The sequence below is a fragment of the Pseudomonas sp. DF5 genome, assembly GCF_058148225.1.
Genome location: NZ_JBYVYM010000007.1, coordinates 151,995 through 175,466, shown reverse-complemented (window position 1 = coordinate 175,466; position 23,472 = coordinate 151,995). Strand labels below are relative to the sequence as shown.

The window sequence follows — 23,472 nt, the reverse complement described above, 5'->3', positions numbered from 1 at the left end:
CGATACCTGGACGCGGTACATGCCTGCCATCACGTTGCAGTCCCCTCGCACAGCTCATGCGCAGCGGTGACGATCGTCGACACTTGGGGCAGCGCGGCTTCTTCAAGATGCCGGGGATAAGGCATCGGCACTTCGGCGCTGCACACCCGCGCTGGCGGTGCATCCAGTTCGTAAAAGCCCTGTTCGACGATCCGCGTGATGATTTCTGCCGCCAGGCTGCCGCTGCGCCAGCCTTCATCGACGACGAGGGCGCGGCGGGTTTTGCAAACCGACGTCATGATTGTGGTGTCATCCAGAGGGCGCAGAACCCGCAGGTCGATGACGTCACAATCAATCTCCTCCCCGGCCAGTTGCTCAGCCGCCGTCAGGGCTTTGCCGAGGGTGCCGCCATACGCAATCAGGGTCAGGTCCTTGCCGACTCGGCGGACCTTGGCGGCACTGATGTCCAGAGCCTTCCAGTCGCCGGTATCACCCTCCATGTTGTAGAGCTGGGCGTGTTCGAAAATCAGCACCGGGTCCGGATCCAGCAGCGCAGGCCAGAGCATGCCGCGTGCATCCTCGACGGTCGCCGGGGCGAGAATTTTCAGCCCGGGAATATGCGCATACCAGCCTTCGAGGCTGTGAGAGTGTTGCGCCGCAAGCTGACGTCCCGCGCCCGTCGCCATGCGCACAACCAGGGGAACCGAGAATTGGCCGCCGGACATATGCCGCAGGGCAGCGGCCGTGTTCATCAGAGGATCGAGGGCAAGCAGGCTGAAATTCACGGTCATGATTTCTACAATCGGCCGCATGCCCCCCAGCGCCGCCCCGATACCGGCCCCTACGAAGCCCAACTCGGACAACGGCGCATCTCGAATGCGCTCCGGGCCGAATGCTTCAAGCAGCCCCAAAGAGACGGCATAGCTGCCACCGTAACGGCCGACGTCTTCGCCCATCAGAAATACCCGAGGGTCCCGTTGCAACGCCTCACGCAGTGCCTCGCGCAACGCGTCGCGGTAGGTCATGCGAGTGCTCATGGCGCGGCCCTCGGGGTGTAGACATCGCGAGACAGATCCTCCAACGGTTCCAGGCTGGCGCTTTCGGCATAAGCGACGGCGGCCTCCACTTCAGCGTCCACCTGGGCCAGGACTGCCAGAAAACCGGGCTCGTCCAAAAGGCCTTGGGCCTTGAGCCGGGCACTGTAGGTGTGAATCGGTCCGCGGGTCTTCCACTGCTCCACCTCAGCCTTGTCGCGATACAGCTGCGGGTCGAACATCGAGTGGGCGCGAAACCGATAGGTACGAAACTCCAGGAAAAAAGGTCCGCTCCCTTGCCGGATGTGTTCAACCGCCTCACGGGTGGCTTCGTACACCGCGACCACATCCATGCCATCGACAGACCGGGTCTGGACCTTGTACGCCGAGGCTTTGGCACACAGGTCGGTTTGCGACTGCGAACGCTCCAGGGCCGTGCCCATGGCATAGAGGTTGTTCTCGCAGCAAAACAGCATCGGCAACTGCCACAGAGCGGCCAGGTTGATCGACTCGTGAAATGCCCCCTCTGCCATGGCACCTTCACCGAAAAAGCATGTGGAGAGCCGTGAGCCACCCTGCATACGCTCGGCCAGCGCCAGGCCGACGGTAAGTGGCAAGCCGCCGGCGACGATGGCATTGCCGCCGAAGAAACGTGTACCGGCATCGAACAAGTGCATCGAACCGCCACGCCCTCGCGAGCAGCCTTCCTGGCGCCCGTACATCTCGGCCATGATGGTCTTCATGGGCACTCCCTTGATCAGGGCATGGCCATGTTCGCGATACGTCGCGACCACCGCATCGTCGGCTGCCAGCGCATGCAGAGCGCCGACCGCCACCGCTTCTTCACCGATGTACAGGTGCAGGAAGCCACGGATCTTGCCCTCTCCATACAGCTCGCCGGCGCGCTCCTCAAGGCGACGGATGCGCACCATGTCCCGCAGCAAATCGAGAGCAAAGTCTTTGGGCAACGATTGAAGACTCATGACGGATTCTCCAGGCTGGAAGTATCGCCCTCCGGCAAACCCAGCTCCCGAGCCTTGAGCAGGCGTCGCATGAGCTTTCCGCTGCGGGTGTGCGGCAGTGCCTGGATGAATGCCAGTTCCTTTGGCGCGACCACGGCACCGAGACGCTTGCGTCCATGGCCCAGCAATTCATCGTGCAGGGCCGGGCTGGCGGTGAATCCGCTCTTGAGGGAAACAAACGCCTTCACGGTTTCACCCAGCAGAGGATCGGGCTTGCCAATCACGGCGGCCTCGGCCACCGCCGGATGTTCCATCAGTGAGCTTTCCACCTCGAACGGGCCGATAAGGTGCCCGGCCGACTTGATGACATCGTCGCCGCGGCTGACGAACCAGTAATAACCGTCGGCATCGCGACGCACCAGATCACCACTGAGGTACCACTCACCGACGAAGCTCTGTCGATAGCGCTCCTCTTGCCCCAGATAAGTACGGAACATGGCGGGCCACGGTCGTTTCAGAGCCAGTTCACCGACTTCATTTGCCTCGAGAAACACCAGCGAACCGTCCGCCTTGCGCTCGACGATGGCCGCCTCGACGCCGGGCAACGGTTTGCCCATGGAGCCCGGTTTAATGGCCATCGAGACCGTGTTGGCAATCATGATTCCGCCGGTTTCGGTCTGCCACCAGTTGTCGTGGATCGGCAGCCCCAACACCTCTTTGCCCCACCAGACAGCCTCGGGGTTGAGCGGCTCGCCGACACTGGCAATAAATCGCAGGCAGGGAAAGTGATGGCGGCGCGCCAAGGCGTCACCGGCTTTCATCAAGAGGCGAATGGCCGTCGGTGCCGTGTACCAGACCGTCACCTGTTGCTCTTCGAGAATCCTGTACCAGCGTTCGGCATCGAATTCGTTGCCCTCGACCACGCTGGTGACCCCCATCAGCAGCGGCGCGAAAATCCCGTATGAAGTCCCCGTGACCCAGCCCGGATCGGCGCTGCACCAGTAAATATCTTCAGGGTGTAAATCCAGGGCGTATTTGGCGGTGACCCGATGCGTCAGCGCGGCACCGTGCACATGCAACACGCCTTTGGGGGTGCCGGTCGTGCCGCTGGTGAAGTGCAAAAGTGCGGGGCTGTCGACCGTTGTCCGGGCGATGTCGAAATCGTCAGCGGCTTCGGCCAGCAATCGATGCACACTGAGGGTGCCCGCCACAGCGTTCGTATCCCCACCCTCGGCGTCATACAGCAGCACATGCTTGAGTGCCGGCAAATGCTCACGAATCGCTACGATCTTGCGTCGATAAAGAGTTTCGCTGGTCAACAGCACGCTGCCTTCACCAAGACGCATCCGGGTTTCGATGGGCTCGGGGCCGAACGCGCAGAATAACGGCGAAACCACGCAACCGAGCTTCAAGCCACCGAGCACGCCCAGATACAGCTCCAGCCCTTGGCCACAGAGCACAAACAAGCGTTCACCGGGGGCCACGCCCAACGTTTTCAGCACATTGGCAAAGCGGTTAGTCAGCGTGCTCAGTTGCCCATAGCTGATGTCGCGGTGCCCGCCATGGCGATCGAGAATGCGCAACGCCGTCTGTTCACGCTCCCCTCCCATTGCATGCCGATCCACCGCCTCATAGGCGAGGTTCATGCCGCCCCCTGGCAATCCGGCCAATTCGAGCGCTTGAGCCTGCCATGAAAAGGCTGCGCGGGCTTGCTCGCTGTCCAGCCAATTGGGCTTTGTCGGCAAACGGGTGAGTTGCTTTTTGATCATCGGCAAATGCATGGGCTTCACCTCAACGGCTGTTCATCACAACCCGTCACCCAGGGGTGTGATCAACCGTGAACGGGACTGTCCCTAGACCGCCAGGATGCTGCATGGCACCTGATACAGAATATGTTCGGTCGTGCTGCCCACCAGTTTGTTCAATCCATGGGACTGGACTCTGCCCATCACGATCACGTCCACCTGATTTGCCTCGGCAAACTCACTCAGCGCCGAGACCGGGTGCCCCAGAATGAAATGCCGACGGTCAGAGGCCACACCGTACCGACCGGCCAGCGCCAGGAACGATTTTTCCAGTTCCCTGCGCAGCTGCTTGGTCAGCTGCGACAGAGTCAGGCCGCCGCCGCCCATATCGCCCAGATAGTCTGTCGTGTCGCAGGCATACAGCAGGTGCAATTCGGCATTGCACTGCAGCGCAAGGCCATTGGCCTGCTGGATGATCCGGTCATTCAACTCTTTGTCGGCATCGGTACCCGAAGCGTCAACCGCGGCCACGATCTTGTGCGGCAAGGTATGGCCACTGCCGCCTATCAGATAGACCGGCACTGGACAGTGGCGCAGCAAGTGCCAATCCAGCGGGGTGAAGAACGCGCGCTTGAGCGCCGATTCATGCTGAACCTCCTTGATCAACAGGTCGGGCTGCATTTCCGTGACGTGATCCAGAATATCCTGCTGCAGGTCATCGGCCCAGGCCACTTCTGCCGTCACCTCGATCCCCAGGCCACGGATATTTTTTGCCTGATACTTCAACCAGTCGCGATGGTCCTGCAGATAGGTCTCCCGCGCCGTTTCCCGCACGCCCTCTTCAAGCAGCGACAGAATATCCAACGACTTTATCAAGGCAGCGATATGCAAACGTGCCCCGCTGGCCTTGGCCAGGGCCGCCGCATGTTGTATCGCAGGAGACTGGCGCAGGGCCGGGTTGATGATCAATAACAACCGTTGATACTGGCTCATGATCTGACTCCAGGCAGGTGGGCTTCAACGCGCCATGGCCTGTTGCGAGGGCGCGGTCGTTGCGCCCTCGCTGGATCAGGCACCAGCGTCAACCCAGAGTCCTCCGTTGGAATCGCTTTGGCGTTGATATAAATCAAATACCTTCGCCGGGCAGGCTACCGGCAGCAGCCCTCCATCATGAGTCGCTCTTGCTCATGGTTTTCAACCATTCCTGGTGGGCTTGACGGTATTTGTCATCCGCCAGTTTTTTCGCTGCAGAAAATCGCTGTATCGTCTGGGTCGAAACAGGCTCACTCAACAACGCATAGGCTTGTTTACTCAGTTGGTCGGCCTCAGCAAAGAGCGCCGAACATCGATTGATTGATTCAGAACAGGCAGAAGATTGTGTCGTTGAATCATTGGCGATCATGGTCGTACTCCTCCCGCAAGTACCAGTAAACGATCCCGACCTCCTGTCACCTCTTCAAGTTCGTAGCGTCGAGTACACCCTCGCCCGGTTCTACTCGTCACGCGTCCAGTCGATGTTCACCCCGAACTCATCATCGCTGTACTGATAATCGGCGTGCCCTTTGAAAGCCGCTTTCAGTGCATGCCCCAGGCGGTTCGCGAGATGGATGCCTGTGGTGGTCACAACCAGCGCGCCCTCGGAGTCGGCCAGGCTGATGATGCGCTCCAGGGCATGTTCCGCTTTTTCGTTTTTCTCGGTGTTTTCGATCAGGTTGATGATCTCGCTTCGATGCGCGGCCAAGAAGCTGCCCGATAGCCTGAGCGTACCCGCCGGCTTGTTGTCATTGGTACGCTGACAGGCTGGACAGGTTACTGATTGCGCATCATGAACCACCGTGTTTTCAGGAACTTTCCAGGTCCAGTTACCTGCCTGGTAAGCGGCCCCACACTGCGGGCAGACGGCAGAGCCTTCGATTTTCGGCAAGCAATAAGGATCATGGGCCGGTGTTTTGAACAGCTGGTTTTTCTGACTCTGCTGAAACTTGTCCATGGTCTTTCCTCGCAAATGAGTTGGCTAAAAATCCCACGCGAACCGCGCTTTCAAATCGCCCCCTTCCAGTCAGGTCCACTGAAAACACGGTGGATTTGAAGATTTCATTTGGGCCCGGTTTGCTGCGGCGCAAGTTGATATTTGTCAATTCGGGCCAACAACCGACGGTCGATCATCCGAACGGTACGTACTGCGACTGCACGTCTGCCTGTGTGACTTTGTTGATAAAAATCAACGCTGCACGTGCCATTTCATAGAAGCTGAAACAATGCAGAACTCTTCAGGAGAACAACCTGATGGCTCACACTAAAATCCTGTTTCGTGCTGGCGCTCGCGAGAAAATCCTCAGCGGAGCCACACAATTGGCGGACGCTGTCCGGGTGACCCTGGGACCGAAATCGAAATCGGTGTTGATCCAGAATAAATGGGGCAATCCGACGGTCTGCAACGATGGCGTGACAATTGCCAAACGGATCGACCTGCTGGACCCCGAGGAGAATCTGGGTGCGCAAATGCTGCGGCAAGCGGCGGAACGCACCGGCGAGGCCGTGGGGGACGGCACCAGTACATCGACGGTATTGGCCCATGCAATGCTGGCCGACGGCATCCGCAACGTCGTCGCCGGCGCCAGTGCGATCGACCTCAAGCGCGGTATGGACCGGGGGTTTTCTCTGGTCATGCAATCACTGCTGGCGCAATCGCGCCCGGTCAGCACGCCCAAGGAAAAGGCCCAAGTGGCCACGCTTTCGGCCCATAACGACGCGGTCATCGGTCAACTGGTGGCCGACGCTCTGGAAAAGGTCGGCATTGAAGGTGTGGTCAGTGTCGAAGAGTCCAAGACCACCGAAACAGTGGTCGAGGTCATGGAAGGGATGCGTCTGGATCGTGGATATGTCTCGCCCTACTTCGTAACCGACACCGAGAAGATGCAGGCCGAACTTGACGATGCCTACCTGCTGCTCTGTGACCATAAGATCGGGGTGCTCAAAGACCTGCTGCCATTGCTGGAACTGATTGCCAAAAGTGGCCAGCCACTGGTCCTGATCGCCGACGACATAGAGGGTGAAGCGTTGACCACGCTGGTGGTCAACCAGATTCGGGGGGTATTGCGCGCGGTGGCGATCAAGGCGCCAGGCTTCGGTGATCGACGCAAGGAAATGCTTCAGGACATTGCCGTTCTGACCGGCGCAACCGTGATCTCCAATGAGCTGGGGATCAACCTCGAACAGGTAGAGTTGAGCCAGTTGGGCCGGGCTCATCGCGTCGTGGTGCAAAAAGACAGCACGGCGCTGATTGGCGGCGCAGGTGCACGCGAGGCTATCGAGGCGCGCCTGCAACAGATCCGCGTGCAAATGGACAACACCACCAGCGATTACGACCGGGAAAAACTTCAGGAACGCCTGGCCAGGCTGTCTGGCGGCGTGGCAGTGATCCGCGTCGGCGCGCCTTCCGAAGCGGAAATGAAATCGCGCAAGGATGCACTCGACGACGCGATTTCCGCGACCCGGGCAGCGATCGCCGAAGGCATTGTTCCAGGCGGCGGCCTGGCGCTGCTCAAGGCGGTGCCGATGATCGCCGCCGAGGAAGCCAGCCATGAGGGCGATGTCAAAACCGGCCTGCAGATTCTGCGCAGGGCACTGGAAGCACCGGCCCGGTTCATCGCTGAAAACTCGGCGGTGGATGCCGGCGTGGTCATTGCCCGGATGCTCGCCGAACCGGGCAACGTGGGCTTCGATGCGGCAGCCAATTGTTATGTGGACATGTACGAAGCCGGCATCATCGACCCGACCAAGGTGGTACGCATTGCCCTGGAAAATGCCGTGTCGGTCGCCAGTGTCCTGCTGCTCACCGAGGCGACCATGACGGATATTCCAGAAAAGGAATCGCCTGCTCAGCCACCGTTTCCTGAATGACCGACACGAGGTGAGGTGATCTGTGCACATCATCCGGCGCCCTGCGCGAGGGAGAAGCTGAAGCAGGCTATCTTTATATTTAACGGGATGGCCGCGGGCTTACCGATATGCGTTCACACTCTGAGCCAAGGCCATGAAAAAGAACGACCAGTGGAACCTGTCCTACTTGGCGATCGCTTTTATCGTCATGGGCCTCATGCAGGTCTTCTTTGTCGAGCGCCAGGCCGTGCAGCCCCTGCCCTACAGCCAGTTCATGCAATTGTTGAACGAGCAAAAAGTCAGTGACTTGCAGATCGACAAGGACCGGATCAGCGGCAAATTGGTGGAGCCCATCGACGGACGCGACCGGTTCTCCACGGTGCGGGTCGATCCGTCGCTGGCGACCGAACTCTCCCAATCGGGCGTCGGTTTTACCGGGGTCAACGAAAACACCTTTATGAACAGCCTGTTGGGCTGGTTGTTGCCGTTCATACTGATCATGGTGTTCTGGCATTTCCTGTTTCGCGGGATGGCGGACAAACAAGGCCTTGGCGGGTTGATGAATGTCGGCAAGTCGCGGGCCAGGATCTTTGTCGAACGCGACACTGGAGTGACCTTCGCCGATGTCGCGGGCATCGACGAAGCCAAAGCCGAACTGGTGGAAATCGTCTCGTTCCTCAAGGACAAGGCCCGATACGCACGCCTGGGCGCACACATTCCCAAGGGCACCTTGCTGGTCGGCCCGCCAGGCACCGGCAAGACCCTGGTGGCCAAAGCCATCGCCGGTGAAGCCGGTGTGCCGTTTTTCTCGATTTCGGGGTCCGAATTTGTCGAAATGTTCGTCGGGGTCGGTGCGGCCCGCGTCCGCGACCTGTTCGAACAGGCCCGCCAGGCGTCGCCCTGCATCATCTTCATTGATGAACTCGATGCGCTGGGCAAGATGCGTGGCGTCGGCGTGTTAGGCGGCAATGACGAAAAAGAACAGACCCTCAACCAGTTACTGGCCGAACTGGACGGCTTCGATCCGCGTGAGGGCGTGGTATTGCTGGCTGCGACCAACCGGCCGGAAGTCCTTGATCCGGCGCTGTTGCGCGCCGGGCGCTTCGACCGGCAGATTCTGATCGACCGCCCCGATCGCAAAGGGCGGCAGTCGATTCTTAAGGTTCATCTAAAGAAAATCACCGTGGAACCAGGCCTCGATAGCGCGCGTATCGCCGAAATCACCACTGGTTTCACCGGCGCCGACCTGGCCAACCTGGTGAACGAAGCGGCCATCGTCGCCACCCGTCGCGGCGCCGAGGCGGTCAGCCTGAACGACTTCACCGCCGCGGTGGAACGCCTTATCGCGGGGCTTGAACGCAAGAGCAGCCTGCTCGATGCCGACGAGCGCCGGGTGGTGGCCTATCACGAGATGGGGCATGCCCTGGCCGCCAGCAGCCTGCCGGCCATGGACCCGGTGCATAAAGTGTCGATTGTGCCCCGGGCCATCGGCTCACTGGGCTATACCTTGCAGCGACCGACCGAGGATCACTTCCTGATCAGTTGCCAGACACTCAAGGACCGGATTGTCGTGCTGATGGCCGGACGCGCCGCCGAGGACCTTGTCTACGGCCAGATCTCCACCGGAGCCGCCGACGATCTGGGCCGCGCGACCGATATCGCCCGGCAACTGATCACCCGCTTCGGCATGAGCCCCGAGCTCGGGCAGTCGGTGCTGGAAAAGCAAACCCCAACGTACCTGGGAGATCGCATGGCCACGATGGGCGAAAAGGATTATTCGGAACAGACCGCCCGGGAAATCGACCTGGGTATTCGCGCCCTGCTCGATGAAGCCTACCAACGGGCCAAGGCGCTGCTCCAGAGTCGTCGAGCCGACCTGGACGAGGGCGCTCGCCTGTTGCTGGAAAAGGAAACCCTCACGCCCGAGGAGTTCCCGCCGCTGATGCCATTCAAGCCCACCCCGGCATTACCTGCACCGTGACGCACCGATCAATCGCCCGCAGACGGCGCCCTGCCCCCATCACTGAAGGCTCAACATGTTCGCAGTCACGCTGATCAACACGTTGGTGGTGATCGTCACGGTGGTGATCCACTACGAATGCCTGCTGCGCCTGAACGATTGGCTGCCCAGGCTCAAACTCTGGAGCCGCTTTCGGATCGTCGTCGGGGTATTCGGCGCGATGGTGGCTCACGCGGTAGAAGTCTGGTGTTTCGCGCTGATCTATTACCTGCTGATCCGCTCCGGCGAATGGGGCAGCCTGAGCGGCAATTTCGATGGCTCGTTCATGGACTGCGTGTACTTTTCCTTCACCACGTTCACGACCATCGGTTTCGGCGACATTTCACCCATGGGAAACCTCAAGTACCTGACCGGATTGGAGGCACTGACAGGGCTGGTGCTGATTTCCTGGACCGCTTCGTTCCTGTTCCTGGAGATGCAGAAATACTGGAAGAACAAATAGCGACCGACGCCTTCCATCACCCCTGATTGCCTGGCGCAGGCGTCCATTGCCACTCCATCACTTCGGGCATGTCCTGCCCGTGTTCGATGAGGTAAAGCTTGTGTTTCTCCATCGTCGCCCAGTAACGCGCCCGGGCGGTCTGGAGTTGATCGTGCAGCCTGGGCACGCGCTCGATGACATCCAGGGCCAACTGATACCGATCCAGATTATTGAGCACTGCCATGTCGAACGGCGTGGTGGTCGCCCCCTCGTCCTTGAAGCCGCGAACATGGAAGTTTTCATGATTGGTGCGCTTGTACAGCAGCCGGTGGATCAGCGCGGGGTAGCCGTGGAAGGCAAAGATCACCGGCCGGTCGACGGTAAACAATTCATCGAAGGCGCTGTCGGGCAAACCGTGGGGATGGTGGTACGACGGCTGCAGGACCATCAGGTCGACGACATTGACCACCCGCACCCGCAGATCCGGCACGTATTCGCGCAGCAAAGTGACCGCCGCCAGGGTTTCCAGGGTCGGAACGTCGCCGGCACAGGCCATCACCACGTCGGGATCGCTGTCATCGCGGCAGGCCCAATCCCAGCGTCCGATACCGGCCTGGCAATGACGAATGGCGGCATCGATGTCCAGCCACTGCCACTCCGGTTGCTTGCCGGCCACGATCACGTTGATGTAGTTGCGGCTCCTGAGGCAGTGATCGGCCACTGACAGCAGGCAATTGGCATCGGGCGGCAGGTAGATCCGCACCACGTCCGCCGTTTTGTTCGCCACCAGATCGATGAACCCCGGGTCTTGATGGGAGAAGCCGTTGTGGTCCTGGCGCCAGACATGGGAGGTGAGCACATAGTTGAGCGAGGCCACGGGTTTGCGCCATGGCACTTCGGCGGCGGTTTTCAGCCATTTGGCATGCTGGTTGAACATCGAGTCGACGATGTGGATGAACGCCTCGTAACAGGAAAACACCCCATGCCGACCGGTCAGCAAATAACCTTCGAGCCAGCCTTCGCACACCTGTTCGCTCAGAATCTCCATCACCCGGCCATCGCTCGACAGATTGATATCGTCGGGGCCCTGCGCTTCCATCCACGCCTTGGCACTGACTTCATACACCGCATCCAGCCGGTTCGAGGCGGTTTCGTCCGGGCCGAACAGGCGAAAATTGCTCGACGTCAGATTGCATTTCATCACGTCGCGCAAAAACCGGCCCAGCACCCGCGTGGCCTCTGCCCGCAGGCCACCGGGCGCTTCAACGTTCACCGCATACTGGGTGAACCGTGGCAGATCCAGTGCGCGCAACAGCAGCCCGCCGTTGGCGTGGGGGTTGGCGCTCATTCGCCGATGGCCGGTCGGCGCCAATGCCGCGATCTCGGGTAACAGGGTGCCATTGGCATCAAACAATTCGTCGGGGCGGTAGCTGCTGAGCCATTCCTCCAGTTGCCGCAAATGCTGCGGCTGCTGGAAGTCGGCCAAGGGCACTTGATGCGCCCGCCAGGTGCCTTCGACCCGCTGGCCATCGACGAATGTCGGCCCCGTCCAGCCCTTGGGCGTGCGCAAGATCAGCATTGGCCACAGGGGTCGCTCCACTGCCCGGGACGACGATCGTTGACGCGCGCCCCGCTGAATGTCGCGAATATCCTGCACGATGGTGTCCAGCGTTCTGGCCAGGGTTTGATGAACCTCTGTCGGATCATCGCCTTCGACGAAATAAGGATCGTAGCCATAGCCGTACATCAACGCCGACAACTCCTCCTCGCTGATGCTGGAGAGCACCGTCGGGTTGGCGATTTTGTACCCGTTCAAATGCAGAATCGGCAGCACCGCCCCGTCACGTGCCGGGTTGAGGAACTTGTTGGAATGCCAGCTGGCCGCCAGCGTCCCGGTTTCCGCCTCGCCGTCGCCAATCACACACGCCACGATCAGGTCCGGGTTGTCGAACGCGGCGCCATAGGCATGGGCCAGGCTGTAGCCCAGCTCGCCGCCTTCATGGATCGACCCCGGAATCTGCGCCGACACATGGCTGGAAATGCCATAAGGCCAGGAAAACTGCCGAAACAGTCGGGCCAGGCCGTTGGTATTGCGCCCCACCGACGGGTTGAACTCGGTGTACGTGCCTTCCAGGTAGGTCTGGGCCACGACGGCCGGCCCGCCATGACCCGGGCCGGCGATGAAGATCATGTTCAGGTCGTGGGTCGTGATCAGGCGATTGAGGTGCGTATAGATCAGGTTCAACCCCGGCGTCGTGCCCCAGTGCCCCAGTAACCTTGGCTTTACATCCGCCAGCGTCAGCGGCACCGCCATCAGCGGATTGTTCTTGAGGTAAATCTGCCCGACCGCCAGGTAATTGGACGCCCGCCAGTAGGCATCCAGCCCTTCCAGCTGCTCGGCACTCAGAAAATCGCTCATGACGTCCTCCACCAGGGGCTGGGGTAAACCGCAAGACATGCGTCGATTCTGGGAGCCTGCACCGCACAAGACTTGATTTACATCAACCTTGCGTGACCCGTCCCGGTTCAACAGGGGATAAACCTTTTCCCGCTCGTCGATTGCACCTGGTTAAACACCTGATTGAAATGCCGATCCGAACTATGCTCTAGGCTCCTGTCAGGGGGAATTATTGCGATGCCTGAAACTCGGCCGTATCAACATCATTATTTGAAAGCCGCGTGTGCCAATTGCAGCGTTCTGGAGTTGTGTCTGCCGATTGGCTTGACCAGCCACGAAGTCGAACGGCTGGACACCCTGATCATTCAGCGTGTAAAGGTTAAAAAAGGTGCGGCCCTGTACCGGGCCGGTGATCCGTTGCGCTCGCTCTACGCGGTGCGGATCGGCTCATTCAAGACCAGCATGCTGTCGGTCGACGGTCGCGAGCAGGTCACCGGGTTTCAGATCCCCGGCGAGATGCTCGGTCTGGACGCGATCAGCGACGATCATCACACCTGCAGTGCCTTTGCCCTGGAGGACAGCGAAGTCTGTCCCTTCAACTTCGCCCAACTGGAGAAGCTCGCTCTAGAGCTGCCCTCGTTGCAGCACAACATGAACAAGATCCTGAGCCGGGAAATCGTCCGTGAGCACAACCTGCTGATGATGATGGGCAACATGAACTCCGATGAACGCCTGGCCGCCTTCCTGCTGAACCTGTCGCAACGGTTGAGCATTCGGGGTTACTCGTCCCGAGACTTTGTATTGAAGATGCGTCGCGAAGAGATCGGCTCCTACCTGGGCCTGCGTCTGGAAACCATCTGTCGGGGCATCGCTCATCTACGGGACTCGGAACTGGTCGAGATTTCCGGGCGTAACGTCAAAGTGCTGAATCTGGACGGGCTCAAGCAACTGGTCGCCGGCTGCCACCGGGAGGCGCCCCTCTGACGCCTTGCGGTGCATCGGTTTTGGAGAGTCGTTATGCGCGCCATGGTTCTGCATGCCCCCGGCCAGCCGCTGCAACGCGAAGAACGTCCCGTGCCGCAGCCCGGCGCGCAGCAACTGTTGATCAAGGTGTTGGCCTGTGGCGTGTGCCGCACCGACCTGCATTTGGTGGACGGTGAATTGCCGCAAGCAGTGCTGCCGCGGGTGCCGGGCCATGAAATCGTCGGTGAAGTGACGGCGGTGGGTGCCGACGTCGCGCCCGACTGGGTCGGCAAGCGCGTCGGCGTTCCCTGGCTCGGCTGGACGTGCGGTGAGTGCACGTTTTGCTGCTCGGGCCGGGAAAACCTCTGCGACCGGGCACAGTTCACCGGCTGTCATCTGGATGGCGGTTATGCCGATTACACCGTTGCCGACGCGCGCTTCTGTTTCCCCCTCCCTGACACGCTCTCGGCCACCGAAGCCGCACCGCTGCTGTGTGCCGGGCTGATCGGTTTTCGCGCCTTGCAAATGGCCAAAGACGCACGCCACCTGGGCCTCTATGGCTTCGGCGCGGCGGCGCATCTGGCGATTCAGGTGGCGCGGGGCCGGGGACAGCAGGTGTACGCCTTCACTCGACCGGATGACCACGAGGGCCAGGCTTATGCCAGGACGCTGGGCGCCGTGTGGGCAGGTCCCTCGGATCAGCCGCCGCCGCACCCGCTCGACGCCAGCCTGATCTTCGCCCCCGTCGGTGCGCTGGTGCCGCTGGCGCTGGAAGCCAGCGTCAAGGGCGGCTGCGTGATTTGCGCCGGCATCCACATGAGCGACATCCCCAGCTTCCCCTATCGACTGTTGTGGGGCGAACGCAGCGTCCGCTCGGTGGCGAACCTGACCCGCGAAGACGGCACCGCTTTTTTTGCCGAACTGCGCCATACGCCCGTGCGCAGCGACGTCACCTGTTTTGCCCTGGACGATGCCAATCAGGCGCTGGCAAGCCTGCGGGCCGGTCAGGTCAAAGGGGCGATCGTGCTCGTCCCCTGACGCTCGCCCCAGCCATGCGGTGTTTTTTCCGGCACCGTCCACCAACAACGCTAGGCTTACGGATGACGTGGCGATGACTCGTCATTTTGCAGGGAGCGCAAAAAATGGAATTAATTGACCATTGGCAGCCTCTCTCTCTCAGGACGGACTGTATTAGGGAGGAATGCCGCCATGCAGATATCTAATCATTACAAATGGTCTGCCTTGGCCGCCATTGCACTGACCCTCTTCAGCGTACTGATATTTTTGCTGATCAAATCCTACTCATACGAAACATCGACCTTCTTCGAGTCACGCGACTTTGTGCGTCAACTCAAGCAATACGATGCCAACTGGAACATGAAGATCCTGCGAGCCAAAATCGGCATGAACAACAACCTGCTACTGGTGGCGCCTCCTGAAGCGGAAGAGCGCTGGGCGCAGCTTGACAGCCTCAATGCGGTCGGCCCCCTCGCCCCCCTTTGGCAAACTCGACGCCAGGGTTATCTGGATGCGGTAGAAAACAAAATCCGGTTGGTTGAGCAATTCAAACAGCACAACACGGCCTTGCGAACAGCATTCGAAGCCCTGCCTACGCTGGAAGATACCATTCGGGTGTTAGTGGAAGATTCCAGCGAAAAACTGCGGTTGGTGGATGCCCGGGCGGCCTCAGTGGTGTTCGATCTGACCTTGGATACCCTTGAATACGCCCTCTATGTCAGCAGTGAACGGGCTGAAGAAATCTCCGGGCATCTGAAATATATCGATGAATACATCCATCAACTTCCGCCTGAACAGCGCCCGCCTTTCACTGCCTTGGTAGAGGCAGTGAATGCGATTGTGCAAGAGCAGCCCATCGTCAATGACCTGGTTGATCGCATCAGTGCCATTCCAGTCGCCCAACAACTGGACAGCATCAACGAGTTATTGAACGAGACACAACGGCGCACAGCCGCGACAGACCGCCAATACCACCTTTACCTGGGAATCTGCGCCGGCATCATGGCGCTGCTGTTGCTGTACCTGGCCGCCCGTCTGATTCGCAGTTATGCGCTGATCAACAAGATGAACAACCAATTGCAGACGGCGAACGAGCGGCTGGAGCAACGCGTCGAGGAACGCACCCGCGAACTGTTGGAAGCCGAGCGCGAACTGATCGACGCCGCGCGGATGGCCGGCATGGCGGAGATCGCCACCAACGTGCTGCACAACGTTGGTAATGTGTTGAATAGCGTTAACGTCTCCGCGGAATTGATCACTCGTAAATTGTCGACCAGCAAAACCCTCGGCCTGGGTAAAGCGGTAAAAATGATCAATGAACATGCCGAAGACCTGGGGCAGTTCATGACGCACGATGAAAAAGGCAAGTTGTTGCCCCTTTACTTCAATCAACTGGTCGACTCCATCGCTATCGAGCAATCGAGCATCGTTGACGAGCTGGCGCAACTCACCAAAAGCATCGATCACATCAAGGATATTGTGGCCACCCAACAGGCCTATGCCGGTGCTGCCCGGTTGGTCGAGCCGTTGAATGTCGTCGATCTGTTTGAAGATGCATTGCGCATGAACTCCGGCGCCTTGAATCGGCACCATGTGACGGTCACCAAAGACTACCAGGCCACGCCGACCATCATCGGCGACAAACACCGACTGCTGCTGATCCTGATCAACCTGATCAGCAATGCCAAATATGCGCTGTCGAAAGTCAGCGATCATGAGCGCCACATGACGCTGGGCGTGAGGATCATCGATAACGCAACGTTGTGCTTGAGCGTCAAGGATGAGGGTGAAGGGATCGCTGCCGAAAACATGACCCGCATCTTCAATCACGGCTTTACCACGCGCAAGGAAGGTCACGGTTTTGGCCTGCACAGCTGCGCGCTCGCGGCGGTAGAAATGAACGGCCACCTTCGCGTCCATAGCGACGGCCCCGGCCAGGGAGCGGTTTTTACCCTGGAGATTCCGTTGGAGATGGCGCAGGTGCCAGCCGCCGTAAGCCTGTAGCAGCTGTCGAGCCTGCGAGGCTGCGTTCGGCGGCGAAGCCGTCGTCAAACCAGAGCTTGCGGTGCATCAGGCAGACCGCGTCAATCGGACTCACGACTGCTGCGCAGCCGAACGCAGCCTCGCGCTGCTCGGCAGCTGCTACAAGGTAGCCGTCAACCCACCAGCGCAATCAATTGCTGGCGCTGCGCATCCGTGAGCATCGGGCCAAAACCGGCACCGGCGTTTTCCGTCATGTAGCGCGGGTTGCTGGTACCGGGGATGACACAGGTCACCGCCGGATGAGCCAGCAGGAACTTGAGCGCCAATTGCGCCCAACCGTTGATCCCCACTTGCGCAGCCCATCCCGGTAACGGTTTGCCTTTCAATCGAGCGATCAGGCCGCCGCCACCGAAGGGCCGATTGCAGATCACCGCCACACCGCGCTCACGACACAGCGGCAGGATTCGCTTTTCGACAGCGCGGTCGTCCAGGGCATAGTTGATCTGCAAAAAATCCATCGGCTCGGCTTTCAATACCGCCTCCACTTCGTCGTAGGCCGACGCCGTGTAATGGCTGATGCCGATATAGCGAATGCGCCCTTCTGCCTTCCATTGACGCAGGGTCGGCAGATGGGTTTTCCAGTCCAGCAGGTTGTGAATCTGCATCAGGTCGATCCGGTCGGTCTGCAACAGCTTGAACGACTGCTCCATCTGCGCGATGCCTTCCTCGCGGCCACGGGTCCAGACCTTGGTGGCCAGGAATGCTGGCGAGCGCGGTTGATGGATCGACAGCAACTCACCGGTGGTCTGCTCGGCGCGACCGTACATGGGCGAACTGTCGATCACCTTTGCACCCTTCTCGAACAACGCATTGAGCACCGCGTGCAGTTGTTTGTAAGCGGTATCGGAGGGCGCCACATCAAAACCGCGATACGTGCCCAACCCGACGATGGGCAACGGCTCGTTGCTGGAAGGAATGGCTCGGGTCAGCATGTTCTTGCCTCCTGTGTGGCGAGGGGCTTGCACCCACAAGGGTTGCGTATAACGACTGGCATTGGGCCCTCCTGCACAGCTGAAATTGCTGGACTACACTCTGGCGACGCTCCAGCAATAGCTGTCTCAAGGCCCGAAGCAGTCCATGCCGTCCACTAAACTTAGCCGAATGTCGCGAACCCTGGTGTCTCTCTTCGCTTTCATTGCCGTTGCATACCTGCTGCTCTGCGCCGCGCTGTTTGTGTTTCAACGGGCCCTCATCTACTACCCGCAACCTCGCGCCATCGACACACCCGAATCACTTCTTGCCTTGTCGGTCGCCGACGCGAAGGTGCTGGTGACCGTCAGGCCGCACGACGGGCCGAAGGCGTTGATCTACTTCGGTGGCAATGCCGAGGACGTTTCCCGCAGCCTGCCCGGGTTTTCGCAGGCGTTTGCGGATCATGCGATCTACTTGCTGCATTACCGAGGTTACGGAGGCAGTACCGGGTCGCCGTCCGAGGAGGCGATTCAGCGTGATGCCATGACCTTGTTCGACTATGTCTACAACAGCCATCGCGATATTGCAGTGATCGGGCGCAGCCTGGGTTCAGGCGTTGCCGTGCGCCTGGCCAGCCAGCGACCGGCGTCGCGGCTGATCCTGATCACGCCTTACAACAGCCTTGAAGACCTCGCCGCCCGCCAGTTCCCCTGGTTCCCGGTGAAATGGCTGTTGCAGGACAAGTTCGAGTCCTGGAAATACGCCGCTCATATCACGGTCCCGACGCTGTTGGTTGCGGCCGAGCACGACGAAATCGTACCGCGCGCAAGCACAGACCAGCTCTACACGCATTTCGCCAAGGGTGTAGCATCGCTGCAGGTCATACCGGACACGGGCCACAACTCGATCTCCGACAACCCCAACTACCTGCAAATACTGGGCGCCGCGCTGTGAGCACCCTCACAGCAGCACGTTTTTAAGCAAACGGTCAGAAAAACGAAGTAAATACTTAACGTTTTTTTTACAATCCAACTGGCAGGGTATACGGCTGCGAGTTCTGCGGCTCATCATGTGCACCACACAGGGCTTTACCCATACAATGGAGCAAGGCATGGAGCCAATGGTGGTAACAAGCCCAAAAAATATACTGATCAGCGAGTACGAGTACTTACAGGGGATTGTATTGTGATGCAAAAGCGTCCTTTGCGCAGAATCGGAATCAGTCACGCACAGGCGCAGGCCTCATGACTGTTCTGGTTACTGGCGCCGCCGGTTTCATCGGGTATCACACCGTCAAGCGTTTGTGTCAAGAAGGCCTTGAAGTCGTCGGTATCGACAATCTCAACGACTATTACAGCGTAGAACTCAAACACGCGCGGCTCAAGGAGCTGGAGTCCTTGCCGGGTTTTCGCTTCCAGGCCATGGACATCGTCGACAAACCGGCCTTGATGGCGCTGTTCGAAACTCACGCTTTTACCGAGGTTGTGCACCTGGCCGCCCAGGCGGGTGTTCGCTATTCACTGGACAACCCGGATGTTTATGCGCAGTCCAATTTGGTGGGTTTTCTGAATGTGCTGGAAGCTTGCCGGCACCATCGCCCCGCGCATCTGATCTATGCCTCGAGCAGCTCGGTGTACGGCACCAACAGCAAAATGCCGTTCAGCGTCGAAGACGCCGTCGATCATCCCATTTCGCTGTACGCCGCCACCAAACGCGCCAATGAACTGCTGGCGCACAGCTATTGCCATCTCTATGGCCTGAAAGCCAGCGGCTTGCGCTTTTTTACCGTTTACGGACCTTGGGGGCGCCCCGACATGGCGCTGTTCAAGTTTACCGAGGCGATCATCAAAGGTTTGCCGATCGACATCTATAACCATGGCCAGATGTCGCGCGATTTCACCTATGTCGACGATATCGTCGAAAGCATCGCCCGCCTGCGCTCCAAGCCACCGGTGCCGAACGAGCCGGGCGCTGGCGTCAACCGGATTTTCAACATCGGCCGTGGCCAACCCGTGCCGCTGCTGGAGTTTGTCGACTGCCTGGAATCGGCGCTGGGCATCAAGGCCCAACGTAATTTCATGCCGCTACAGGCAGGCGATGTGGTCAAGACCTGGGCCGATATTTCGGCACTGGCCGAGTGGGTCGACTTCCGTCCTCAAGTGACGGTCGAGACCGGTGTAGCAGAATTTGTGAAGTGGTATCGCCACTTCTATCAGATATGAATCGAGCCCTTGATAAATAAAAGACCAAGGAGCAAGGGGGGGACTCTATGAGCCAAGACATTTTTGTATCTGTACTGATTCCAGCAAAGAACGAAGCAAACAACCTCAAGCCGTTACTTGAGGAAGTCCGCGCCGCATTGGTCGATGAGGCCTACGAAATCATTGTGGTGGACGATGGCAGCACCGACTCCACCCTGCATGAACTGCGGCAGCTGAAAAACAATGGCCTGGACGCGTTGCGCATCCTGCGCCATGAGCGCTCGCTGGGGCAAAGCACCTCGCTCTACCACGCGGCAATCGCCGCCCGGGGGCAATGGCTGGCCACGCTTGATGGCGACGGTCAAAACGACCCTGCGGACATCCCCGGGATGTTGGCGCTGGTGCGCGGTGAAAAGGGTCTGGTCGACGTTCAGCTAGTGGCCGGGCACCGGGTCAACCGCCGCGATACCGCAAGCAAACGCTGGGCTTCGCGTTTCGCCAACGGCCTGCGTCGCCGCTTGCTTAATGACGATACCCCGGACACCGGCTGCGGGCTGAAGCTGATCGAGCGCGCGGCGTTTCTGCGCCTGCCGTACTTCGACCACATGCATCGGTACATTCCCGCACTGATCCAGCGTCACAATGGCCGAATGATTGTCCACCCGGTCAACCACCGGCCCCGCACCGCCGGGGTGTCCAAATACGGCAACATCGACCGCGCCCTGGTGGGCATTCTCGACCTGTTCGGTGTGTGGTGGCTGATCAAGCGCACGCGGTTGAACACCAACGCGCAGGAGATCGAAGGATGAACCTCTCCCGCGAAACCCTGTGGCTGGTGGTCGGCTTCGCAGGCCAGATCGCCTTTACCGGTCGCTTCATCCTGCAGTGGCTGTATAGCGAGTACAAAAAACGCAGCGTGATCCCGGTGAGTTTCTGGTATCTGAGCATTGTCGGCAGCGCCCTGCTGCTCGCTTATGCCATTTACCGGGCAGACCCGGTGTTCATCGCCGGCCAGGCCTTTGGTTCCATCGTCTATCTGCGCAATTTGCAATTGATTGCCCGCACCAAACACCTGAAGGACTGAGCCATGCGTAAAAACCTGTCGCCCAGCATCGAATGCCTGGGCCTGGTGCTGCTTGCCTTGCTGTTGATCGGCGCTGGCCTGGGGCTGCGTCAACCGCAAAACGTCGACGAGGAACGTTTCCTCGGCGTAGCGCTGGAGATGCTGCACAACGGGTCGTGGTTCATCCCTCACCGCGCTGCGGAGATCTACGGCGATAAACCGCCGGTCTTCATGTGGATGGTGGCGTTCTTCGCGTGGCTCACCGGCCTGCCCGCCCTCGCCCTGTATATTCCGGGGATGTTGTCGGCGGCGACGGTCACGGCCGTGGTCTACGACCTGGGCCGTCGGCTGTGGAATCAGCGCATTGGTCGAATAGCGGCGCTGTTGTACCTGGCCACCTATCAGACTTATAGCATTCTGCGTACCGGCCAGATCGACAGCCTGTTGATTCTGTTCACCTCCCTGGGTCTGTACGGACTGGCACGGCACCTGCTGCTCGGGCCGGCCTGGCGCTGGTTTTACGTAGGTTGCGCCGCCATGGGCATTGGCATCATCACCAAAGGGGTCGGCTTCGTCCCGGCCTTGATGCTGATTCCGTATGCCTACGCGGTGCGCAAAAACTGGTCCGGCGTGGTGGCCATGCCCGGCCAGAAGCGCAAGTGGTTCCTGGGCTTTTTGGTGGCGCTCGGCGCCATCGCGATCTGGCTGCTGCCTCTGGCACTGTCCATCGTGCTCAATGGCACCGCTGAAGAAGTCGCCTATGCGCGAGAAATCCTGCTGCGCCAGACAGCGGCACGCTATGCCGCCGCGTGGGACCATCGCGAACCGTTCTGGTACTTCTTCGTCAACGTGATCCCGCAATACTGGCTGCCATTGGTACTGGCCCTGCCGTGGCTGGTGCCGGCCTGGCGCAAGCAACTGCGCAAGCATGACGGTCGAGTGCTGGTACTGTTGAGCTGGGTCGTGCTGGTAGTGCTGTTCTTCTGCCTGAGCACCGGCAAGCGCAAGTTGTACATCTATCCGGCGCTGCCCGGCCTGGCGCTGGTGGCGGCGCCGCTGATTCCCTGGCTGCTCAAGCGCTGGTTTGGCAAGCGTCCGCGCGGTATGCGGGTATTCCAGGCGCTGGTGGCAACCTGGTTTGTTCTGTGGTTCGCCCGCGGGTTCATCGAGCCGATCAAGGAAGGTCCAAACCCCCATGAAGCGATCATGGCGCAAGCGGCGACCATGACCCACGGTGCCGAGCTGGTGCTGGTCGACTGGCGCGAGGGCCACTGGTTATTCGCCCGGCAGCCGATCGTGCATTTCGGAATGAGCAACTCCTCGGTCGAACAAGCGGCGCAGTGGCTGCGCGAACACCGTGATGCCTACGCCTTGGTCCCGGATGAAGTGCTGAGCAAGTGTTTCAATCCCCAGGCCGCTCATGAGCTGGGCGAAACGTCTCGTGCGCAGTGGTCGATCGTGGGCGCCGATGCCGATAACGGCCAATGCCAGCCCGGCCAACCCGCCAAGGTCTATCGCTTCAGCTGGGACAAGGACAAGTCATGAGCAAGAGAGGGACGCTGGGAGTATTTTTCATTGTTGTACTACTTGGCGCCTACGTGGTTTCCGCACGCTTCATGGTCCACCAGCAGCTGTATGCGCACTGGCAAACCCTCTGGCACGGCAATCAGGCGCCCGATAAAAATATCTGGCTGCCAGACTATAAAGCCGTGATCCAGGCAAAGCCTGTCGCGGACATCACCAATTTGTCCGGCATCGCCTATGACCCGGACCATGATCGGCTGCTGGGCATCACCAATGGTGGGCCCATGCAGATTGTGGCCATGAGCCGCAACGGCGATCTGCTTGAACGTTACCCGCTGATCGGCTTCCAGGACACCGAAGGCCTTGCTTACCTGGGTAACGGACGCGTAGTGATCGCCGATGAACAGTTGCAGCGACTGTACGTCGTCACCTTGCCGGACAGCCCTGGCCCGATCCATGTCGAGAACACCCCGTTCGTTGCCATCGAGATCAACCTGAGCGAACACAACAAGGGCTTTGAAGGCGTGACCTATGACGCGGCCAATGATCGTATTTTCGCGATCAAGGAGCGCGATCCGCGGCAGCTGTTTACGGTCACGGGCATGCTGGCGTCCATCGGCAGCCCGTTGCAGGTGCACATCCAGGACTTGACCCACTGGATCGACCGTAGCGTCTCCGGCCTGGACCTTTCCGAGGGTTACTACGATCCGCGGACCGGTCACTTGCTGTTATTGAGCGAGCAATCCAACAACGTGACCGAACTGGACCAAGACGGCAACTTCGTCAGCTTCCGCTCCCTGCTCGGCCTGAATGACCTGAAAAAAACCATACCGCAAGCCGAAGGCATGACCATGGACACTTCCGGCGAGCTCTACATTGTGAGCGAGCCCAACCTGTTCTATCGGTTCTCCAAGTCCAAGGCTGCTGTGGCGGAGAATCAGCAGAAGCAATAATGGGTTTTGCACCGGATGGGCCGGCACTACCTGTAGCAGCTGCCGAGCCTGCGAGGCTGCGTTCGGCTGCATAGCAGCCGTAAACCCAGCTGATGTGGTCTGCCTGATGCACCGCAAACTCTGGTTTACGACTGCTTCGCAGCCGAACGCAGCCTCGCAAGCTCGGCAGCTGCTACGGATCGCATCACGGCTGAACTGACCACCTATCGGACAACTTCCCGCCCCTTGCGCCATTAAGCCGATTCCGGGTCTTTAATGGTTGCAGGATTCCAAGCCAGCCCCCCCACTCCGACCAGAAGCACGATGTCCAAGCGGGGCTGACACCTCGCAACCCACTGCGCATGCATCGGGAGTC

Annotated in this window: 20 protein-coding genes; 12 read left to right on the top strand and 8 right to left on the bottom strand. The window is 59.7% G+C overall.

Going from position 1 to position 23,472, the window contains the following annotated elements:
- Nucleotides 1-29: 29 nt before the first annotated feature.
- The 6 genes from AC30D7_RS09185 to AC30D7_RS09160 form a co-directional block, all read right to left on the bottom strand.
- A complete protein-coding gene (locus AC30D7_RS09185; protein ID WP_490133818.1) occupies nucleotides 30-1,016 on the bottom strand; it encodes an alpha-ketoacid dehydrogenase subunit beta in 987 nt (328 codons plus the stop codon).
- Nucleotides 1,013-1,996 carry a pyruvate dehydrogenase (acetyl-transferring) E1 component subunit alpha gene (gene pdhA, locus AC30D7_RS09180; RefSeq protein ID WP_490133817.1) on the bottom strand — a complete coding sequence of 328 codons (984 nt, stop codon included), beginning with the start codon at nucleotides 1,994-1,996 and terminating at the stop codon, nucleotides 1,013-1,015. Before pdhA ends, AC30D7_RS09185 begins: the two co-directional genes overlap by 4 nt.
- Nucleotides 1,993-3,756 carry an acetate--CoA ligase gene (gene acsA, locus AC30D7_RS09175; RefSeq protein ID WP_490133816.1) on the bottom strand — a complete coding sequence of 588 codons (1,764 nt, stop codon included), beginning with the start codon at nucleotides 3,754-3,756 and terminating at the stop codon, nucleotides 1,993-1,995. Before acsA ends, pdhA begins: the two co-directional genes overlap by 4 nt.
- 72 nt (nucleotides 3,757-3,828) lie before the next feature.
- Nucleotides 3,829-4,713, bottom strand: coding sequence for a universal stress protein (locus tag AC30D7_RS09170; protein WP_204124357.1), 885 nt, complete (start codon nucleotides 4,711-4,713; stop codon nucleotides 3,829-3,831).
- Between the two features lie 175 nt (nucleotides 4,714-4,888).
- Nucleotides 4,889-5,122 (bottom strand): hypothetical protein, encoded by a 234-nt coding sequence (locus AC30D7_RS09165; RefSeq protein ID WP_204124358.1) that lies wholly within the window; start codon nucleotides 5,120-5,122, stop codon nucleotides 4,889-4,891.
- A gap of 90 nt (nucleotides 5,123-5,212) precedes the next feature.
- Entirely contained in the window at nucleotides 5,213-5,710 is a 498-nt protein-coding gene (locus AC30D7_RS09160) for a BCAM0308 family protein (RefSeq protein ID WP_490133815.1), read from the bottom strand.
- Between the two features lie 296 nt (nucleotides 5,711-6,006).
- Between AC30D7_RS09160 and groL the strand changes: the two genes are divergently transcribed.
- From groL to AC30D7_RS09145, 3 genes are all read left to right on the top strand, one after another.
- Nucleotides 6,007-7,623 (top strand): chaperonin GroEL, encoded by a 1,617-nt coding sequence (groL, locus tag AC30D7_RS09155; RefSeq protein ID WP_490133814.1) that lies wholly within the window; start codon nucleotides 6,007-6,009, stop codon nucleotides 7,621-7,623.
- Nucleotides 7,624-7,756: 133 nt separating this feature from the next.
- On the top strand, nucleotides 7,757-9,583 hold the full coding sequence (gene ftsH / locus AC30D7_RS09150; RefSeq protein WP_490133813.1) for an ATP-dependent zinc metalloprotease FtsH: 1,827 nt from the start codon (nucleotides 7,757-7,759) through the stop codon (nucleotides 9,581-9,583).
- A gap of 55 nt (nucleotides 9,584-9,638) precedes the next feature.
- The gene (locus tag AC30D7_RS09145) at nucleotides 9,639-10,064 is read left to right on the top strand and encodes a potassium channel family protein (protein ID WP_490133812.1); all 426 of its coding nucleotides are present in this window, start codon (nucleotides 9,639-9,641) and stop codon (nucleotides 10,062-10,064) included.
- Between the two features lie 16 nt (nucleotides 10,065-10,080).
- On the opposite strand, the gene AC30D7_RS09140 is transcribed toward AC30D7_RS09145, so the two are convergent.
- Nucleotides 10,081-12,462 (bottom strand): phosphoketolase family protein, encoded by a 2,382-nt coding sequence (locus tag AC30D7_RS09140; protein WP_490133811.1) that lies wholly within the window; start codon nucleotides 12,460-12,462, stop codon nucleotides 10,081-10,083.
- Between the two features lie 216 nt (nucleotides 12,463-12,678).
- Here AC30D7_RS09140 and fnr point away from each other — a divergent pair, with 216 nt between their 5' ends.
- The 3 genes from fnr (at nucleotide 12,679) to AC30D7_RS09125 (ending at nucleotide 16,425) form a co-directional block, all read left to right on the top strand.
- The gene (fnr, locus tag AC30D7_RS09135) at nucleotides 12,679-13,425 is read left to right on the top strand and encodes a fumarate/nitrate reduction transcriptional regulator Fnr (RefSeq protein WP_490133810.1); all 747 of its coding nucleotides are present in this window, start codon (nucleotides 12,679-12,681) and stop codon (nucleotides 13,423-13,425) included.
- Nucleotides 13,426-13,458: 33 nt separating this feature from the next.
- Entirely contained in the window at nucleotides 13,459-14,442 is a 984-nt protein-coding gene (locus tag AC30D7_RS09130) for a zinc-dependent alcohol dehydrogenase family protein (protein WP_490133809.1), read from the top strand.
- A gap of 171 nt (nucleotides 14,443-14,613) precedes the next feature.
- The gene (locus AC30D7_RS09125; RefSeq protein ID WP_490133808.1) at nucleotides 14,614-16,425 is read left to right on the top strand and encodes a DAHL domain-containing protein; all 1,812 of its coding nucleotides are present in this window, start codon (nucleotides 14,614-14,616) and stop codon (nucleotides 16,423-16,425) included.
- Between the two features lie 152 nt (nucleotides 16,426-16,577).
- On the opposite strand, the gene AC30D7_RS09120 is transcribed toward AC30D7_RS09125, so the two are convergent.
- Nucleotides 16,578-17,396: an aldo/keto reductase gene (locus AC30D7_RS09120; protein ID WP_490133807.1), complete on the bottom strand. Its 819-nt coding sequence runs from the start codon at nucleotides 17,394-17,396 to the stop codon at nucleotides 16,578-16,580.
- A 145-nt stretch (nucleotides 17,397-17,541) separates the two neighbouring features.
- Between AC30D7_RS09120 and AC30D7_RS09115 the strand changes: the two genes are divergently transcribed.
- The 6 genes from AC30D7_RS09115 (at nucleotide 17,542) to AC30D7_RS09090 (ending at nucleotide 23,117) form a co-directional block, all read left to right on the top strand.
- A complete protein-coding gene (locus tag AC30D7_RS09115; protein WP_490133806.1) occupies nucleotides 17,542-18,330 on the top strand; it encodes an alpha/beta hydrolase in 789 nt (262 codons plus the stop codon).
- Between the two features lie 290 nt (nucleotides 18,331-18,620).
- Nucleotides 18,621-19,598, top strand: a complete 978-nt coding sequence (locus tag AC30D7_RS09110; RefSeq protein WP_019582031.1) for an NAD-dependent epimerase — start codon at nucleotides 18,621-18,623, stop codon at nucleotides 19,596-19,598.
- Between the two features lie 47 nt (nucleotides 19,599-19,645).
- Complete coding sequence (locus AC30D7_RS09105) at nucleotides 19,646-20,386, top strand: glycosyltransferase family 2 protein (RefSeq protein ID WP_490133805.1); 741 nt, start codon at nucleotides 19,646-19,648, stop codon at nucleotides 20,384-20,386.
- Nucleotides 20,383-20,661, top strand: a complete 279-nt coding sequence (locus AC30D7_RS09100; protein WP_018928220.1) for a lipid-A-disaccharide synthase N-terminal domain-containing protein — start codon at nucleotides 20,383-20,385, stop codon at nucleotides 20,659-20,661. The genes AC30D7_RS09105 and AC30D7_RS09100 overlap by 4 nt, the downstream gene beginning before the upstream one ends.
- A 3-nt stretch (nucleotides 20,662-20,664) precedes the next feature.
- Nucleotides 20,665-22,185 (top strand): ArnT family glycosyltransferase, encoded by a 1,521-nt coding sequence (locus AC30D7_RS09095; RefSeq protein ID WP_490133804.1) that lies wholly within the window; start codon nucleotides 20,665-20,667, stop codon nucleotides 22,183-22,185.
- Complete coding sequence (locus AC30D7_RS09090; RefSeq protein ID WP_490133803.1) at nucleotides 22,182-23,117, top strand: SdiA-regulated domain-containing protein; 936 nt, start codon at nucleotides 22,182-22,184, stop codon at nucleotides 23,115-23,117. Before AC30D7_RS09095 ends, AC30D7_RS09090 begins: the two co-directional genes overlap by 4 nt.
- Nucleotides 23,118-23,472 lie beyond the last annotated feature (355 nt).